Below are 16,569 nucleotides of genomic sequence, written 5' to 3'. Positions count from 1 at the left end.
CACGACCATGTCACTTTCAACCCGCACCCCCGCCGAATCTTCCGACAGTCCCCGCGAACCGGGCTCGCAAGCCCAAGCCCGCATCAGTGGGCTTTACATCTACCCGGTGAAGTCCTGCGCCGGTGTGACGCTCCAGGAGTCGGAGCTCACCGACGCCGGCCTGGACCTGGACCGCGCCTGGATGGTGGTCGACGCATCGGGGGAGTTCGTCTCCCAGCGCGAGTTGCCGCGGATGGCGCTGGTGCAGGTGAGCCTGCGCGGCGGCGAGGTGGTGCTGCGCGCGCCGGGCATGCTGGCCTTGCACCTGGGCATCGACCGGGTCGAGGCGCCGGCACGGGTGCGGATCTGGGACGACGAGGTGCCGGCCTATGACATGGGCGCGGTGGCGGCGCAGTGGTTCACCGACTTCCTCGGCCAGCCCCTGCGGCTGGTGCGCTTCGACCCCGAGCACCAGCGGCTGTCGTCCATGAAGTGGACCGGCGGGGTGGAGGCGCCCAACCAGTTCAGCGATGGTTTTCCGCTTCTCGTGCTGAGCCAAGCCTCCCTCGACGGGCTGAACCAGCGGCTGCAGGCGGCTGGCCGGACCCCGGTGACCCTGGCCCACTTCCGGCCCAACATCGTGCTGGACGGGCTGACGGCGCACGGCGAGGACGGCCTGGGCCTGCTCGCGATCGAGGCGGACCTTCCGGTGCAACTGCAGCTGGTCAAGCCCTGCGCCCGCTGCAGCATTCCCAATATCGACCCGGCTACCGGCCTGTCCGACCCGGCCTTGGGCGACGCCCTTCAGGTCTACCGCAGCCTGCCGTCGATGGGTGGCGCGGTCTGCTTCGGCATGAACGCGATCATCCGCGCCGGTGACGGCGCCCGGCTGCGCATCGGCCAGTCCGTGGTCGGCGACTGGCGCTTCGACTGAGCTGGCTCCTGGCGGCGGGCGCGAACGCTCCGAACCCTCGCGAACCCTCCGAACGCTCCGAACGCTCGCGAGGGCGACACGGGCCTCTCTTCGGGAAAACCCGAGTCTGAGGCCGATCGTCTAACGTATACGATATTCGAATCGCTGTCAGCCCCATGGGGCCAGCACGGCCTTGTTTTTCACCCCCCCGCCCATGTTTCCCTGGCTCGACCCCGACGCCGACACCGCTTCCAGCCGCCTGCGCGCGGTGCGCGACACCTCCTTGCCCAAGCTGGTACGCGACGACCTGCTCGAGCGCATTCTGGGCGGTGAGCTGCGCCCGGGCGACCGGATCAGCGAGCCAGATGTGTGCGCACGCTTATCCGTATCGCGTGTCCCGGTCAGGGAAGCCTTGCGCGAGCTGGAGAGCTCTGGCCTGGTGGTGTCGCGGAAGCATGCGGGCGTGTTCGTTCGCCGCATCGAGCCCGAAGAGGTACGCGACCTGTACGAGATGCGCGCCTTGCTGGACGGTTTTGCCGGCGAAAAGGCTGCCACCCTGCCGCAAGCCGAGCGCGAAAGCCTGGCGCAGGCGCTGCGCGAATCCACCACGACCATGGCCGATGCGGTGGCCAGTAAGGACGTGCGCGACTACTACACAGAGAACCTGCGCTTCCATTGGCTGATCGTGGAGGCGGCGGGCAACCTGGCGCTGCGGGCCAGCTACCGGGAGTTGGTGCAAAAACTCCACCTCTCGCGCCTGCGCAGCCTGTCCCGCGGTCTGGCAATGCGCACCTCCATCCAGGAGCACCAGCAAATCGTGCAGGCCATCGACGCTGGCGATCCCGCCGCGACCCGCAGCCTGCTGGCCCGTCATGTGGGCGACGCGCACCGGCGGCTTTCCGCCGAGCCCGTTCCCGCATGAGCGACTGCACTCCCGCCTATTTCCTACCCTGTTTCCCAACCTGTTCCCCAACTCGAAACCTGATCCATCCAAACGAAGGAGACTCCCCATGAAGCGACGCACCCTCCTGCAATCGGCCCCTCTGCTCCTGGCGCCTGCCCTGCTGCCCGGCCAGGCCGCTGCACAGCAATACCCGGCCAAGCCGGTGCGATACATCGTTCCGGTGGCCGCCGGCGGCGGCTCCGACATGATCGGCCGCAACCTGTGCGAGCGCCTGTCCAAGGTGCTCGGCCAATCCATGGTGGTGGAGAACATCGGCGGGGGCGGCGGCGTTGTGGCCTGCCAGAGCACCCAGCGCGCTGCACCCGATGGCTACACCCTGATGCAGGGCTATGTGGCCACCCACGGCACCTCGCCGGCCACCCGCAAACTGCCCTATGACGCGCTGAAGGACTTCACGCCCATCGGCATGATCGGCAGCACGCCCAACGTGCTGGTGGTGAACACCAACCTGCCGGTGAACAACGTCAAGGAACTCGTCGAGTACCTCAAGAAGAACCCGGCCCGCCTGTCGTATGGCTCGGCCGGCGCGGGCTCGCTCACCCACTTGACCGCGGAGCTCTTCAAGCTGCAGACCGACACCTTCATGGTGCACATCCCCTACCGCGGCATCGCCCCGGCCACCACCGACCTGATCGCTGGCCAGACCCAAGTGATGTTCCCGGGCCTCGCCGCTGCGCTGCCGCATATCCGCAGCGGTCGCCTCAAGCCCCTGGCGGTGACCGGCACCCAGCGCCACCCCGCCCTCAAGGACGTGCCGACGATGGAGCAGGGCGGTCTGAAGGGCTTTGACGCCCAGCAGTGGTACGGCGTCGTTGGCCCGGCCAACATGCCGGCGGCCGTGGTCAAGACCCTCAACGACGCCATGGCCCAGGTGCTGGCGCAGCCCGACTTCCGCGAGAAGCTCAGCGCAGAAGCGGTCGAACTGATGCCGATGAACCCGGCTCAGTTCGCCGACTTCATGAAGCAGGACCTCGCCCGCTGGACCCAACTGGCCAAGGCCCGCAACATCAACCTCGAATCCTGACCCCATGACCGTCAATACCCATGTGGCCGCCGACACCCAGGCGCCGCCGATCACGCAGGAGCTTGCCCGCTTCGTCGCCGAACATCCCTCTCGCGGATGGAGCGATGCGGTCGAGCATGAGGCTCACCGCACCTTCCTCAACTGGCTGGGTTGCGCCATTGGCGCGGCCCGTCACGAGGCAGTGGACGCTGCGCTGGCGGCGGTGCAGATGCTGCAACCTGCGCCCCAGGCGACGCTGGCTGGCCGGCCGGAGCGGGTGGACATTGCCAACGCCGCCCTGATCAACGGCATCTCCTCCCACACCTTCGACTTCGACGACACCCACCTCAAGACCATCATCCACCCCGCAGGCCCGGTGGCCTCGGCGGTGATGGCCCTGGCCGAGCAGATCGGTTCGAGCGGCCGGCAGGTGATCGACGCCACGGTGCTGGGCATCGATGTGGCTTGCCGCATGGGCAACCTCGTCTACCCGCAGCATTACGACCGCGGCTGGCACATCACCGGCTCCACCGGCACCCTGGGCGCGGCTGCGGCCTGCTCGCGTCTGCTGGGCCTTTCCGCCCAGCAGACCCAGATGGCGCTGGGCATTGCCGCCTCGCAGCCGGTCGGCCTGCGGGAGCAGTTTGGCACCATGACCAAGCCCTTCCACCCGGGCGGCGCCGCCCGCGCCGGCCTGATGGCCGCGCTGATGGCCCACCACGGCTTCACCGCCAGCCCCCGCGCCCTGGAAGCGCCGCGCGGCTGGGCCCAGGTGGTCTCGACCAAGTACGACTGGAACGAGGCGCGCGATGAACTGGGTCAGCGCTTCGAGATCAGCTTCAACGCCTACAAGCCCTTTGCCTGCGGCATCGTCATTCACCCCAGCATCGACGCCTGCGCCCAACTGCGCGACCAGGGCGTGACCCCGGAGCAGGTGCAAAAGATCGAGCTGCGGGTGCACTCCTTGGTGCTCGAGCTCACCGGCAAGAAGGAGCCGCAGGACGGTTTGCAGAGCAAGTTCAGCGTCTACCACGGCTGCGCCGCGGGCCTCATCTTCGGCCGCGCGGGTGAGGAGGAGTTCTCCGACGCGATCGTGCGCCGCGAGGATGTGGTGGCGCTGCGCCGCAAGGTGGTGGCGGTGGTGGACGACAGCATCCGCGAGGAGAGCGTGGTTGCCACAGCCACGCTCACCGATGGCCGTGTCGTCACGGTGCATGTGGAGCACGCCATCGGCTCGCTCGAGCGGCCGATGACGGATGCGCACCTCGAGTCCAAGTTCCACGACCTGTCCGACCCCATCCTGGGCCGGGCACGTGTGGACCAGATCCTCGCGGCCTGCTGGAAGCTCGGTCAGGCACCTGACCTGCGCGGGCTGCTGGGACTGCTCACGCCGGCCTGAGCGATGCGGGCCTGAGAGATGCGGACCTGAGCCGCGGGCCCAAGCGGCGCGGGCCTGCGTGCGGACCGCGGCTCAGGCCCGCGGGGCCTGGTCCCGGACCCGGGCCACAAACTCCGCCGCCGGCTGCGGCCGGCCAAACAGGTAGCCCTGGTAATGCCGGCAGCCCATGGCGGCCAATTGCTGGCGCTGCGCCTCGGTTTCCACGCCCTCGGCCACCACCTGCAGGCCCAGTGTCTGGCCCAGGGCGATCACCACCTGCGCGATCGCCTGGTCATTGGGGTCGTTCTCGATGTCACGCACGAAGCTGCCGTCGATCTTCAGCTCGTCCAGCGGCAACCGCTTGAGATAGCCCAGCGATGAGAAACCGGTGCCGAAGTCGTCCAGCGAGAAGCCCACGCCCAGGGCCTTGAGGGCTTCCATTCGCGCCGCCACCGCATCGAAACTGTCGATCAGCACGCTCTCGGTCAGCTCCAGGCGCAGGCGCTCGGGCAGGGCGCCGCTGCGGGTCAGCGCTTGCTGCACCTCCTCGACGAAGCTCGCCTGCTGGAACTGGCGTGAGCTCACATTCACCGCCAGCATCAGATGGGCGGTAGCCGGCTCGCGGGCCCACTGGGCCAACTGCTGGCAGGCGCTCTCGAGCACCCAGCGGCCCAGCGGCAGGATGAGGCCGCTGTCCTCGGCCACCGGGATGAAGGTCGACGGCGGCACCCCGCCGTGACCCGGCCGCGTCCAGCGCAGTAGGGCTTCTGCGCCCACGATGCGTTCATCGGGCCCGATTTGCGGCTGGTAGTGCAGGACGAGCTGTTCGGTGGCAGGTTCTGTGTCCGGACCCGGACCCAGTGCCGCGCGCAGGTCTGCCTCCAGCGCCGCACGGCTGCTCAGCGTGTCCAGCATCTCCTGGTTGAAGGTCATCGACTGCCCGCGGCCTTGCGCCTTCGCGTGGTGCAGGGCCAGGTCGGCATGTCGCATCAGCGCTTGCGCGTCGACCGCCTCGCCGCTGTCCAGCGCGATGCCGATGCTTACACGGGCGGCCGCCACGCCCAGTCGGGCCATGCCGCGCTCCATCGCTTCCCGCACCTGGCGGTCGACCGCCTGGACCTGGGCGGCCGCCTCCTGCGCCGAAGTGGCCAGGTCCTTGGCCAGCACCACAAACGTGCTGGCGCTCAAGCGGGCGACCGTGTCGGACAGGCGAATCGCTGCGCGCAGTTCGCTGGCGACGGCCCGCAGCAGCTTGTCGCCGGCCATCTGGCCTTGGCTGTTCTGGAGTTGCTGGAAGTCGTCGATCGCGATGTACAGCAGTGCCGTGTGCTGGCCAGCGCGGCGGCCGTCGGCCAGGGCCTGGCCCAGCCTGTCCGTCAGCAGCCTGCGATTGGGCAGGCCGGTCAGCGGGTCGGAGAAGGCCAGTGTTTCGATTTGGCGCTGGGCCTGCCGGCGCGCGGTGAGGTCGTGTGCGATGGCCAGCAGGCAACGCTCGCCCTGCAGGTCCATCACTGAAGCCGAAACCTCCACTGCCAGCACCCGGCCCTCGCGGGTGACCCACTCGGTCTCCAGGTGTTCCACACGGCCCGACTGCGCCAGCAGGTCCATCAGCAGGCGCCGGTCTTCCAGCCGCCGCCACAGGCCCACCGACAAGACGCTGCGGCCCACCAGTTCCTCGGGCTTCCAACCGAGCAGGCGGGTGTAGCTCTCGTTGATCTGCAGGCAATGCCCATCGCTCCAGCGGGTGATGCTCACCGCGTCCGGGCTGGTCTGAAAGGCCGTGCTGTAAAGAAGCTCGCTCTGACTCAACGCCGCCTGCCGCTGCTCGATCTCGGCCAGCAGGGCGTTGAAGCCCTCGATGAGCTCCCCGACTTCGTCACGTCGTCCCACCGCCAGCGGCTGGATCGGCTCCCCTGAGTGCAGACCCCGGCGGACCGCCGAAAGTCTGCTGGCTGCGCGATCCAGCGGCCGAAGTTGCAATCGGATCAGCAACGAAAGCAACAGGGCGACCGCGACGCCGATCGCCGCAATCCAGAGGAGCAATTGCCGTTCCATTGCAAGCCGCGTGAGGCGGGCCTCTTGGTCCAGCGGTTCGGGTGTTGCGACCGCCGCCGCGGACGGCTGGGCCGCGAGTGCCCGCGCCGCGTCCTGCTCCAGCCAGTGGGCCACCACCGCGTCCTGCGCCAGAGTGGCCAGCAGAACCACGAGCAGGCTGAGTGCGGTCAGCCGGTGGGTGACAGAACGCTTCCAGAGGCGGGAAGCGCGAGCAGCGAGGCGGTAACGCATGCTCTGCAGTCTATTGACTGTTGAGATAACTAGATCCGAATAGTCTGTTCAATGGAGATGCAGCCCAGAAATGGGTGCTTTTGTTGGCATTTCTTGGGTGTATCCCCGACAGGGTCACGCTTGGGGCTTGAGCATCCAGTCTGTGATCAGCTTCACCGTTTCCTTCTCGTAGCCGATGAAGCCATGCCAATGCCGGGCTTGACAGGGGTCGCCTTGCGGGTTGGAGCCCCCCTCCACCATGACAAACTTGCTCACCGACGCCGAGCGAAAACCGATGGCCATACGCCGGGCCTCATCGGGCACGCAGGCCCAGCAGGCATCTCGGAGGTGGTGCACCACCAGCACCGGCACCCGAATGCGGCCGATGTCCTGATTCTGTACCCCGCCATGCACACGGTGGGTGATGGAAGCGGTCAGCACCAGGCCTGCCACCCTGGGCCCCAGGGCGATAGCCGCTGCCGCGCCGGAGACGGTGCCCAGACTGGTTCCCACCAGCCAGACCGGCTTGCCGAATTCCCGCGCCGCGAAGTCCACCACCTTTTCCAGCTCGCCCCTGTGGATAGAGCCTGCGCGGTAACGGTAGTTGAGCTCCGTCAGGTCGGAGGCGCGAAAGGCGATCACCACATTGAAGCCGGCCTCCCGGAACATTTCGCGGGAGCGCACCAGGAAGTTGCCGCTTCCCGGCTCGCCGTCCGTGATGCGGCCGATGCCAGCATCGCCCCCCGGCAACAGGATGACGGTGGCCTGCGCCTGAGGGTGGCTCGCCACATAGAGCGGCAGCACCGCATCACCCCGGCCTTCGTTCCCGCCCAATGGCAGGCCACGCATGCCGGATTGCGCCAAGGCCAGCAGCGGACTGGTGGCCAGCAGGAGCAGGGCGAGAGGGCGGCGGAGGCCGCGCAGGAGGTGCAGGAGGAGGAGGGGCACGCCTGAATCTTAGGCGTGTGCAAGCCTTTGACGCGCGTCGCTCAGGCAGTCCTGCAGCCAGCCTTCCGGTGCATCGTCGCGCCAGTGGCGGCTGTGCGCTTGCGCGTCGTCGAACTGGCTGGCAACTTCAAGGGAGGCCAGGCTTTGGTGAAAGCCGGCGGCGAGTTCTCGCGCAACGCCGAACAAGCTGTGTGCGCCGCCGCTGGTGTGCAGGCGCAGCACATGGCCGAAACGGCCCCGGACGGCTTGGGCCGTTTTCACCTGGTTCAGCGCAATGCGGGTCACGCCCTGTTGGCCGTCCTCGCGCAGGAGCACGGCTTGATCGGTCACTGCCCAAACGCCACGCCCGGCGCCCACGATGCGGCCGATCGCATAGGCTTGCAGGACCTCATTGGACTGCAGCGCCTGGCGCAAGCCGTCGACATCAGCGGCGTCCAGCTTTTGGTGGGCGTAGGGGTTGTGGCCTTCGAGAAAAATTTCGGCCAGAGCCGGGGTTTGGGTGAGGAGGTTCAGCCAGCGCATCTTGTGTTTGTAGGGGAAAGAAAGGACGCGTGACTGTAATCTGCCGCCGTCCGCCGCGCCCACGCAGGGTTTTCCGGCCGCCTCGCTGGGGTAACGCAGCCAGGCCCGGCAGGGCCTGTCAGTACAATTGCGCCCCTCTCACAAGGTTTTCCTCATGTCCCTCAAATGCGGCATCGTGGGCCTGCCCAACGTCGGCAAGTCCACCCTCTTTAACGCCCTCACCAAGGCCGGCATCGCCGCCGAGAACTATCCGTTTTGCACCATCGAGCCCAACACCGGCGTGGTGGAGGTGCCCGACCCGCGCCTGCAGCAGTTGGCGCAGATCATCAGCCCCGAGCGCATCGTCCCGGCCATCGTGGAGTTTGTCGACATCGCCGGTCTGGTGGCCGGTGCCAGCCAGGGCGAGGGCCTGGGCAATCAGTTTCTGGCCCACATCCGCGAGACCGACGCCATCGTCAACGTGGTTCGCTGCTTTGAAGACGAAAACGTGATTCACGTGGCTGGCAAGGTCGACCCGATTGCCGACATTGAGGTGATCCAGACCGAGCTGTGCCTGGCCGACCTGGGCACGGTCGAAAAAGCCCAGCACCGCGCCTCGAAACTCGCCCGTAGCGGCGATAAGGAAGCGGGCAAGCTCACCCAGCTGCTCACCAAGGTGCAGGCCGTCCTTGACGAGGGCAAGCCGGCGCGCATCTTGTCGCTGTCTACCGAAGAACAGGCCCTGCTCAAGCCCCTGTGCTTGATCACCGCCAAGCGCGCCATGTTCGTGGGCAATGTGAGCGAAGACGGCTTCGAAAACAATCCCTTCCTCGATCGCCTCACGCAATACGCCGCTTCGCAGAACGCGCCGGTGGTGGCCATTTGCGCCAAGATGGAGGCCGACATGGCCGACATGGCCGACGAGGACAAGGCCATGTTCCTGGCCGAGATCGGCCAGACCGAGCCGGGCCTCAACCGCTTGATCCGCGCCGCCTTCCAGTTGCTGGGTCTGCAGACCTACTTCACCGCCGGCGTGAAGGAAGTGCGCGCCTGGACCATTCACATCGGCGACACCGCACCGCAGGCGGCCGGCGTGATCCACGGCGACTTCGAGCGTGGCTTCATCCGCGCGCAGACCATCGCCTTCGACGACTACATCGCCCACCGAGGCGAGCAGGGCGCCAAGGACGCGGGCAAGATGCGCAGCGAAGGCAAGGAGTACGTCGTCAAGGATGGCGACGTGATGAACTTCTTGTTCAACGTTTGAGCTTGTGGGCTCGAGGCGGGTGCTTGTGGCACCCATTGCGGGGATTGCCCGCATTGCCCTCATTGCCCGCGTGGGCCGTTTTTGACAATTCGCAACAACGGCCAGCAGCAGCCGGCCTAGAGTGGTGTTTCACCTTCGCAAGGAGACATCATGTCCCACACGAAACTGTCCACCGAGCAGGCGGCTTCGCATGTCAAGGCCGAGTGGAGCGACCTCACCGACGAGGACGTGCATCACGGGCTCCGGCATCGTGAGACCTTTCTCGACCGCCTGTGCCACCGCCACCACCTGGGCATGGACGAGGCTGAAGACCAGCTCAAGGCCTTCGAGAAAAAGAATCCCGGCCTGGTGTTCGAGCGCTACTGACCGAAGAAGCCGGGGAAGGCCCAGAGGGCTGCTCCGGTCATGAGGAGGTAGCGCAGGAACTTGCCCACCGCCATGTAGGCGGCGCAGGGCCAGAAGGGCAGGCGCAGCCAGCCCGCCACCGCGCACAGCGGGTCGCCCACGAGTGGCAGCCAGGCCAGCAGGCAGGCCTTGGGGCCCATGCGCTCGAGCCAAGCCAGCGCGCGCACATGCACCGGGGAGTGCTTCCAGCGCTCGACCGCCTTGTGGGTGCCGTAGCCCATCCACCAGTCCACCATCCCGCCCAGGGTGTTGCCCACTGTGGCCACCACAATGCCAGGCCAGAACATGTCTGGGTTGAGCTTGATGAGGCCGAGCAGCGCGGGCTCCGAACCCATGGGCAGGAGCGTGGCCGAAATGAAGGCCACAAGAAAGAGGGCGCCCAGACCAAACTTCGGCAAGGCCAGCCACCCCAGCAGGCCTGCGAGCCAGACTTCCATGCGTTGTTGAATCCAGTAGGTCGAAACCGGTGGCGCGAGTATAGGCAGTGCGTCCGCGCAGGCCCTCGGTAGGCCATGGCGTCATCAGGCCATTGAGCCATCGGTGCATCAGCGCATCAGGCCTTCAGTCCTTCAGTCCTTCAGGCCAGGATGCCGATGACAGCCGCGCGCCCTAGCAGAGGATGCCGCGCGACGCAAGCGCGGCGGGCCCTTTCGCAGGCACTACAATCGTGCCTCTTTTTTCAGCACGCCCCGTTCGACCCCTCCCATGCGCATCGGCCCTCATCTTCTGGCGAACTCTCTGTTCGCAGCGCCGATGGCGGGTGTGACGGACCGCCCCTTTCGGCAGTTGTGCCGGCAGCTGGGCGCAGGCTATGCGGTGAGCGAGATGGTCACCTCCAAGCGCGAGTTGTGGAACAGCCTCAAGACCTCACGCCGCGCCGACCATGAAGGCGAGCCCGGTCCGATCGCGGTGCAGATTGCCGGCACCTCGGCCCATGAAATGGCCGAGGCCGCGGCCTACAACATCGACCGCGGCGCGCAGATCATCGACATCAATATGGGCTGCCCGGCCAAGTAGGTGTGCAACAAATGGGCGGGCTCTGATCTGATGCAGGAGGAGACCCTCGCCATTTCGATCGCGCGCGCGGTGGTCGCTGCCAGTGCACCCCGCGGCGTGCCGGTCACCCTCAAAATGCGCACCGGCTGGTGCCAGGCCCACCGCAACGCGGTCACCCTGGCGCGCGCCTTCGAGCAGGAAGGTATTGCCATGCTCACTGTGCATGGACGCACCCGCGAGCAGGGCTACAAGGGCCAAGCCGAGTACGACACCATTGCGGCGGTCAAGGCCGCAGTGGCGGTGCCAGTGGTGGCCAACGGCGACATTGATTCGCCCGAGAAGGCCCGCGAGGTGCTGGCCCGCACCGGCGCCGACGCGATCATGATCGGCCGCGCCGCGCAGGGCCGGCCTTGGATCTTTCGCGAGATCGGCCACTTTCTGGCCACTGGCGAGCATCTGGCGCCGCCTCTGGTGGCCGAGGTTCGGCGCCTGCTGCTGGCGCACCTGGAAGACCACTACGACCTGTACGGCGAGTTCACCGGCGTGCGCAGCGCGCGCAAGCACATCGGCTGGTATGTGGCCGGCCTGCCCGGCGGCGAGGTGTTTCGCCGCCAGATGAACACCCTCGAGGACAGCGCCGCCCAGTGGCAGGCGGTGGCCGATTATTTCGATGCCCTGGCCGCGCACGCGGACCGGCTGCCCGAGCGGGCGGCGGTGCCCGCAGCCCTGGCCTCCATCGAAGAAACCCAAGACGCGGAGGACGCGTGAGCAAGAAACAGATTGAGGACTCTGTCCGCAGCAGCCTGGAAGGCTATTTCAAAGACCTGCGTGGCACCGACCCCGACGGCATTTACGACCTGCTGGTGAAGGTGGTCGAAAAGCCCATGCTGGAGGTCGTCATGGCCAAGGCGGACCACAACCAATCGCGCGCAGCCGAGTGGCTGGGCCTCAACCGCAACACCCTGCGCAAGAAATTGCTCGAGCACAAGCTCCTGAAATGAATCCATGAAAGCACTTCTCTCCGTCTCCGACAAGACCGGCATCGCCGAACTCGCCCGTGCCCTGCACGGCCTGGGCGTGCAGCTCATTTCCACTGGCGGCACCGCCAAGCTGCTGCAGGAGCAAGGTCTGCCGGTCACCGAGGTGGCCGAGGTGACCGGATTTCCCGAGATGCTCGACGGGCGGGTCAAGACCCTGCACCCCATGGTGCACGGCGGCCTGCTGGCCCGGCGCGACCTGCCCGAGCACATGGCTGCCCTGAAGGCGCACGGCATCGGCACCATCGACATCCTGGTGGTCAACCTCTACCCCTTCGAGGCGACGGTGGCCAAGCCCGGTTGCACGCTCGAAGATGCGATCGAGAACATCGACATCGGCGGCCCGGCCATGGTGCGCAGCGCCGCCAAGAACTGGAAGGACGTCGCGGTGCTCACCGACGCCAGCCAGTACGCGCCGGTCATTGCCGAACTTCAGGCGCATGGCAAGGTCTCGGACAAGACCCGCTTTGCGCTCTCGGTGGCGGCGTTCAACCGCATCAGCAACTACGACGCGGCCATCAGCGACTATCTCTCCAGCCTGCAGGACGATGGCAGCCGCGCCGCCTTCCCGGCCCAGTCCAACGGACGCTTTGTCAAGCTGCAAGACCTGCGCTATGGCGAGAACCCGCACCAGCAAGCCGCGTACTACCGCGACCTGCAGCCCGCGCCCGGCTCGCTGGTCACCGGCGTGCAGCTGCAAGGCAAGGAGCTCTCCTACAACAACATCGCCGACGCCGACGCCGCTTGGGAGTGCGTCAAGACCTTCGATGCGCCGGCCTGCGTGATCGTCAAGCACGCCAACCCCTGCGGTGTGGCAGTGGGCGCCAACGCCTTCGAGGCCTATGACAAGGCCTTCAAGACCGACCCCACCTCCGCCTTTGGCGGCATCATCGCCTTCAACGGCCCGCTCGATGTCGCAGCCGCTCAGGCCGTGTCCAAGCAGTTCGTCGAAGTGCTCATTGCCACCGACTTCAGCCCCGAGGCCCTGGAGGTGTTCAAGTCCAAGGTCAATGTGCGGCTGATGAAAATCGATTTGCCCAAGGGTGGGTCTACCCCCTGGGACAAGGGCCAGAATGCGATGGACACCAAGCGCATCGGCTCGGGCCTGCTGGTGCAGACCGCCGACAACCACGAGCTGCAACTGGCCGACCTCAAAGTGGTCACCACCCGCCAGCCCACCCCCGAGCAGTTACAAGACCTGCTGTTTGCATGGAAGGTGGCCAAGTATGTCAAGTCCAACGCCATCGTCTTTTGCAAGGGCGGCATGACCATGGGCGTGGGCGCCGGCCAGATGTCGCGGCTGGATTCGGCCCGCATCGCCAGCATCAAGGCCCAGCACGCCAGTTTGTCGCTCAAGGACACAGCGGTGGCCAGCGACGCCTTCTTCCCCTTCCGCGACGGCCTCGACGTGGTGGTGGACGCGGGCGCCAGCTGCGTCATTCAGCCGGGCGGCTCGATGCGAGACCAGGAAGTCATTGACGCCGCGAACGAGCGCGGCGTGGTGATGGTGTTCTCAGGGGTGCGGCACTTTCGGCACTAGGCACGCACAAAACGCTGCGCGGGCCTTCAGGGCGCGTCTGGGCCCCGATTTTCTTGCGCCGCGCCGGTCTAGACGCACTCGGCCAGGAACGCCTCCAAGCCCGCGCTGAAGGCTTCGGATGCCTCCAGGGTGGGCAGGTGAGCGCTGGCGAGTACCGTGTGCCGTGCTGAAGGGCCAATGCCCTGCGCCAATGCCTGCTGCAGGGCCGGTGGTGCGGCCAAATCGCTGGCGCCAGAGACGACCCAGGTTGGCACCCGGATGGTGGACAGGCCGTCGGTCCAGTCCACGCCGGCCAAGGTTTCGCAGCAGGCGGAGTAGCCGGCCGGGGAACAGCGCAGCAAAAGTTCGCGCAGTTGGAGCGTCGCCGCGGGTTCCTGGCTCTGGAATTGTGTCGACAGGTAGCGCTGCATGGCGGCGTCGATGATGGCTGCCATGCCGCCTTCGCGCACCTGGCCAGCCCGCGCCAGAAAGCCCTCGCGGGCTTGCGGCGGGTAGGTCGCGACGGTGTTCGAGAGCACCAGCGCGCGTACAAGCCGGGGGTGCCGGATTGCGAGGCCCTGGGCCACCATCCCGCCCAAGGAGAGGCCGACGAATACGACCGGGCCCCGGTTCCATTCCTGCACCACGCGGGCGGCGTCTTCCACCAGGTCATCGATGCTCGGACTGCCTGCCAGTTCCGATTCCCCGTGCCCTTGCAGGTCGTAGCGCAGCACCGGGTGGCCGCGTGCGGCCAGGCGTCCTGCTACCTGGGACCACATCGACAAGTCCAGCCCGAGGGCATGGCACAGCACCACCGGTGTCCCGGACTCCGGCCCCTGCAGCACCACATGTGTCTGGGGCTGGCTGAAGGTGTGGAAGCTGCGTTCGCGCACCGTGGGGGTCAGTGGCGCGGGAGGCGAAGGCCTTCCCGCCGCCTTCAGGGCTGCGGCGGTGATGCGAAAGCCTGTGTTGGCCGCCGGCACGCCGGCATAGAGAGCCACCATTTGCAGCATGTCCTGCAAGGCCACCTCGGACATGCCGGCCGCCAGGGCGGCGTGGACATGCATCTCGAACTCTTCCAGGCGGCCGAGCGCCAGCGTCGAGGTCATGGCCAGCAGGCGGCGTGTCTCGGTGTCGAGGCCCTCGCGGCCCCACACGGCATGCCACGCCGTGCGCGTGATGAAGTCCTGCCATTGCGCGGTGAATGCCGTGGCATTGGCGGTGGAGCGCTCTACCCACTCATGTCCCAGCACGGCGCGGCGCTGCACCAGGCCACGGTCAAAGTCGTCTTGTCTCATGGCCCGCCCTGGCTTCAGGCCGAAGTGGCGGGCTGGGTCGGCAGGCTGGCGTAGACACGCTCGATGTCCTGCAGCAGCCGATGCTCGGTGTCGAACCAGTCGCGAAACGCCCCCAGCTCCATTTCGGCTGCCGCCTGCTCGGGGGTCAGGCCGCGGGCATGGGCCTGTTCGCTGCCGGTCTGGATCAGGCGCAAATACCGCAGCATTTCCGCCAGCGCTGCGCGGTCCGCGACCGGACCGTGACCGGGCACGATCACCTCGGCATCGAGGGCCAGCAGGCCCTCCACAGCGGCGATCCACCCTGTGACGCTGCCCTGGAAGGCGGCCGGGCAGACGCGGTTGAAGAACAGATCGCCAGTAAACAGCAGGCGATCCTGCGGCAGGTACACCGCCGCATCACCGTCGGTGTGCGCCAGGCCGGGGTGGAACACCACCAGCTCGCGCTCGCCCAGGTGGATGCTGATGCGCTGCTCGAAGGTGATGTCAGGCACCACCACCGGGATGTCGTCCAGGTCAGGGGCCAGCAGCGGCCGCATCGAGCGCCAGCGTTGCACCATGGTGTCGCGCCCCGCGGCGATGTGCGCCCGGCAATGGCGATGGCAGATCACGCGCGCCGGCATGAAGCGGTGCGTCCCCAGCACATGGTCGACATGGTGGTGGGTAATGATCACTAAGCCCACAGGCAGGTCTGTCACGCTGCGGATCGCCTTGATGAAGCCATCAAGCATGGAGTTGGTGCCCAGGGTGTCGATCACGACAACGTACTCGGGCCCGACCACAAATCCAGCGTTGCTGAAGCCGGCATTGCCATAAGGCCCGTTGCCTTGCACATAGGCATAGACGTCCTCAGCCACTTTGTGCAGCCCGATCGGCCAGGCGGTGAAGTCGCGATCAAAGTTCACGGGGTTTGTCTCCGGTTGTATGTCCAGCCATTAGCAAGCCATTGTCGACGACCGCCAATACGGACAGTTCTACGATGCAGCCAAGAGGCTCAGTCACGAGATGCCCCGTGCGCAGGGAGCACGATGCCGGCACAGTCGCCAAAGCCGATGCTGGCTGCACCTTCGCGCGAGGCCCTGGCGCGAAGCACGATCAGGTCGCCATCCTCGGCCCAGCAGCGTGACTCGTTGCCGACGGCGAAAGGAGTTTCGCCTCCCCCGCCCAATTCCTTGAAGCTGCCGCCCTCACCCGGGCCGGGGCCGGAGATGGTGCCTGTGGCCAGCAAGTCCCCACACAGGAGATTGCAGCCGCTGCTGGTCTGGTGGGCCAGCATCTGCGCTGGCGTCCAGTACAGGTGTTGCGTGTGCGATTGGGCCACTGGGACCGGGCGCTGTCCGGCCTGCTGCTGGCGTCCCGTGGCGGCCAGCACCTGCAGATGGAAGTGGAGGCCACCCTGTGCCTGCTGGACGTTACTACGAAGGTGGGGCGGCGGCTGCAGTTCGGGCTCCGGCCCGCGCACATAGGCGGTGCCACGGAACGGTGCGAGGGCCTCGGGCGATATCAGCCAGGCCGAGGCGGAGGTGGCGAAGGTCTTGCCGGTGAAGGGCCCGAGGCGGTCCATCTCCCAAGCCATCATGTCGCGTGCCGACCAGTCGTTGACCAGGCAGAAGGCGCCGATGTGGCTGTCGGCTTCGTCGACGGTGATGGGATCACCCAGCACGTTGCCGTGCGAGATCCAGACCCCCAGTTCCAGCTCAATATCCAGCTGCCGTGTCGGCCGATAGGTCACGCCCTCGGCATTCTTGATCTGGCCCTTGGGGCGGCGCACGGGCGTGCCCGACACCACCACCGAAGAGGCCCGGCCGTTGTAGGCGATGGGCACCTGGTGGTAGTTGGCTGGTAGGCTGCCAGCGCCTGAGCCGCGCAGGCGCCGACCGTTCAAGGTGTGATGAATGCCGGCCTGGAAATCAGTGAAGCCCTGCACAGTCGCTGGCAGCACCATGCGCACGCTGGACTGCGCTTGCAACAATTCGGTGGCGTGGCGCCGCACCCGGTCGCTCTCCGCGGTGCCAAGCAGGCGCGACAGGCCGCGCCTGAGCGCTCGGCGCTGGTCCGCTTTCAACGACAAAGGCGCCATGAGCGCCTGCAGGGCGGCG

15 protein-coding genes and 1 pseudogene are annotated in these 16,569 nt (G+C 66.9%); 9 read left to right on the top strand and 7 right to left on the bottom strand.

What is annotated here, in order from left to right; genetic code table 11:
- Positions 1 to 7 precede the first annotated feature (7 nt).
- From QE494_RS14520 to QE494_RS14505, 4 genes are all read left to right on the top strand, one after another.
- Positions 8 to 913 (top strand): MOSC domain-containing protein, encoded by a 906-nt coding sequence (locus QE494_RS14520; RefSeq protein ID WP_300044317.1) that lies wholly within the window; start codon positions 8 to 10, stop codon positions 911 to 913.
- Positions 914 to 1,106: 193 nt separating this feature from the next.
- Complete coding sequence (locus QE494_RS14515) at positions 1,107 to 1,814, top strand: GntR family transcriptional regulator (protein WP_300044316.1); 708 nt, start codon at positions 1,107 to 1,109, stop codon at positions 1,812 to 1,814.
- Between the two features lie 88 nt (positions 1,815 to 1,902).
- Positions 1,903 to 2,880, top strand: coding sequence for a tripartite tricarboxylate transporter substrate binding protein (locus QE494_RS14510; protein ID WP_300044315.1), 978 nt, complete (start codon positions 1,903 to 1,905; stop codon positions 2,878 to 2,880).
- 4 nt (positions 2,881 to 2,884) lie between these two features.
- Positions 2,885 to 4,258 (top strand): MmgE/PrpD family protein, encoded by a 1,374-nt coding sequence (locus tag QE494_RS14505; protein ID WP_300044314.1) that lies wholly within the window; start codon positions 2,885 to 2,887, stop codon positions 4,256 to 4,258.
- 72 nt (positions 4,259 to 4,330) lie between these two features.
- Here the strand turns inward: QE494_RS14505 and QE494_RS14500 are convergent, their stop codons facing one another.
- From QE494_RS14500 to QE494_RS14490, 3 genes are all read right to left on the bottom strand, one after another.
- Positions 4,331 to 6,523, bottom strand: coding sequence for a bifunctional diguanylate cyclase/phosphodiesterase (locus QE494_RS14500; protein ID WP_300044313.1), 2,193 nt, complete (start codon positions 6,521 to 6,523; stop codon positions 4,331 to 4,333).
- Between the two features lie 114 nt (positions 6,524 to 6,637).
- Positions 6,638 to 7,450: an alpha/beta hydrolase gene (locus QE494_RS14495; RefSeq protein ID WP_300044312.1), complete on the bottom strand. Its 813-nt coding sequence runs from the start codon at positions 7,448 to 7,450 to the stop codon at positions 6,638 to 6,640.
- Between the two features lie 9 nt (positions 7,451 to 7,459).
- Complete coding sequence (locus QE494_RS14490) at positions 7,460 to 7,972, bottom strand: hypothetical protein (protein WP_300044311.1); 513 nt, start codon at positions 7,970 to 7,972, stop codon at positions 7,460 to 7,462.
- Positions 7,973 to 8,126: 154 nt separating this feature from the next.
- Here QE494_RS14490 and ychF point away from each other — a divergent pair, with 154 nt between their 5' ends.
- Complete coding sequence (gene ychF / locus QE494_RS14485; protein WP_300044310.1) at positions 8,127 to 9,218, top strand: redox-regulated ATPase YchF; 1,092 nt, start codon at positions 8,127 to 8,129, stop codon at positions 9,216 to 9,218.
- Between the two features lie 150 nt (positions 9,219 to 9,368).
- The gene (locus QE494_RS14480) at positions 9,369 to 9,584 is read left to right on the top strand and encodes a general stress protein CsbD (protein ID WP_300044308.1); all 216 of its coding nucleotides are present in this window, start codon (positions 9,369 to 9,371) and stop codon (positions 9,582 to 9,584) included.
- On the opposite strand, the gene QE494_RS14475 is transcribed toward QE494_RS14480, so the two are convergent.
- Positions 9,578 to 10,060 carry a YqaA family protein gene (locus QE494_RS14475; RefSeq protein ID WP_300044307.1) on the bottom strand — a complete coding sequence of 161 codons (483 nt, stop codon included), beginning with the start codon at positions 10,058 to 10,060 and terminating at the stop codon, positions 9,578 to 9,580. The genes QE494_RS14480 and QE494_RS14475 overlap by 7 nt on opposite strands.
- Before the next feature lie 268 nt (positions 10,061 to 10,328).
- Between QE494_RS14475 and dusB the strand changes: the two are divergent.
- From dusB to purH, 3 genes and pseudogenes are all read left to right on the top strand, one after another.
- Positions 10,329 to 11,387 (top strand): annotated as a pseudogene (gene dusB, locus QE494_RS14470) (tRNA dihydrouridine synthase DusB).
- Positions 11,384 to 11,620 carry a helix-turn-helix domain-containing protein gene (locus tag QE494_RS14465; protein WP_300044305.1) on the top strand — a complete coding sequence of 79 codons (237 nt, stop codon included), beginning with the start codon at positions 11,384 to 11,386 and terminating at the stop codon, positions 11,618 to 11,620. The pseudogene dusB and the gene QE494_RS14465 overlap by 4 nt, the downstream one beginning before the upstream one ends.
- Before the next feature lie 4 nt (positions 11,621 to 11,624).
- Positions 11,625 to 13,196: a bifunctional phosphoribosylaminoimidazolecarboxamide formyltransferase/IMP cyclohydrolase gene (gene purH, locus QE494_RS14460; protein WP_300044304.1), complete on the top strand. Its 1,572-nt coding sequence runs from the start codon at positions 11,625 to 11,627 to the stop codon at positions 13,194 to 13,196.
- 68 nt (positions 13,197 to 13,264) lie between these two features.
- Here the strand turns inward: purH and QE494_RS14455 are convergent, their stop codons facing one another.
- The 3 genes from QE494_RS14455 to QE494_RS14445 form a co-directional block, all read right to left on the bottom strand.
- Positions 13,265 to 14,473, bottom strand: a complete 1,209-nt coding sequence (locus QE494_RS14455; protein ID WP_300044303.1) for an alpha/beta fold hydrolase — start codon at positions 14,471 to 14,473, stop codon at positions 13,265 to 13,267.
- A gap of 14 nt (positions 14,474 to 14,487) precedes the next feature.
- Positions 14,488 to 15,375: an MBL fold metallo-hydrolase gene (locus QE494_RS14450; protein ID WP_300044301.1), complete on the bottom strand. Its 888-nt coding sequence runs from the start codon at positions 15,373 to 15,375 to the stop codon at positions 14,488 to 14,490.
- A gap of 89 nt (positions 15,376 to 15,464) precedes the next feature.
- On the bottom strand, positions 15,465 to 16,569 hold a 1,105-nt coding region (locus QE494_RS14445; protein WP_300044299.1), incomplete at its 5' end, for a fumarylacetoacetate hydrolase family protein.

The sequence above is a fragment of the Ramlibacter sp. genome (genome assembly GCF_029866045.1).
In the GTDB taxonomy this organism is placed as follows: Bacteria; Pseudomonadota; Gammaproteobacteria; order Burkholderiales; family Burkholderiaceae_C; genus Ramlibacter.
This window is presented reverse-complemented; position numbering and strand designations above follow the sequence as displayed.

Excerpts from the sequence above, each read along its gene's own strand:
- QE494_RS14520 (WP_300044317.1), top strand. The coding sequence starts at position 8 with ATGTCACTTTCAACCCGCACCCCCGCCGAATCTTCCGACAGTCCCCGC.
- QE494_RS14515 (WP_300044316.1), top strand. The coding sequence starts at position 1,107 with ATGTTTCCCTGGCTCGACCCCGACGCCGACACCGCTTCCAGCCGCCTG.
- QE494_RS14510 (WP_300044315.1), top strand. The coding sequence starts at position 1,903 with ATGAAGCGACGCACCCTCCTGCAATCGGCCCCTCTGCTCCTGGCGCCT.
- QE494_RS14505 (WP_300044314.1), top strand. The coding sequence starts at position 2,885 with ATGACCGTCAATACCCATGTGGCCGCCGACACCCAGGCGCCGCCGATC.
- QE494_RS14500 (WP_300044313.1), bottom strand. The coding sequence starts at position 6,523 with ATGCGTTACCGCCTCGCTGCTCGCGCTTCCCGCCTCTGGAAGCGTTCT.
- QE494_RS14490 (WP_300044311.1), bottom strand. The coding sequence starts at position 7,972 with ATGCGCTGGCTGAACCTCCTCACCCAAACCCCGGCTCTGGCCGAAATT.
- ychF (WP_300044310.1), top strand. The coding sequence starts at position 8,127 with ATGTCCCTCAAATGCGGCATCGTGGGCCTGCCCAACGTCGGCAAGTCC.
- QE494_RS14480 (WP_300044308.1), top strand. The coding sequence starts at position 9,369 with ATGTCCCACACGAAACTGTCCACCGAGCAGGCGGCTTCGCATGTCAAG.
- QE494_RS14475 (WP_300044307.1), bottom strand. The coding sequence starts at position 10,060 with ATGGAAGTCTGGCTCGCAGGCCTGCTGGGGTGGCTGGCCTTGCCGAAG.
- purH (WP_300044304.1), top strand. The coding sequence starts at position 11,625 with ATGAAAGCACTTCTCTCCGTCTCCGACAAGACCGGCATCGCCGAACTC.
- QE494_RS14455 (WP_300044303.1), bottom strand. The coding sequence starts at position 14,473 with ATGAGACAAGACGACTTTGACCGTGGCCTGGTGCAGCGCCGCGCCGTG.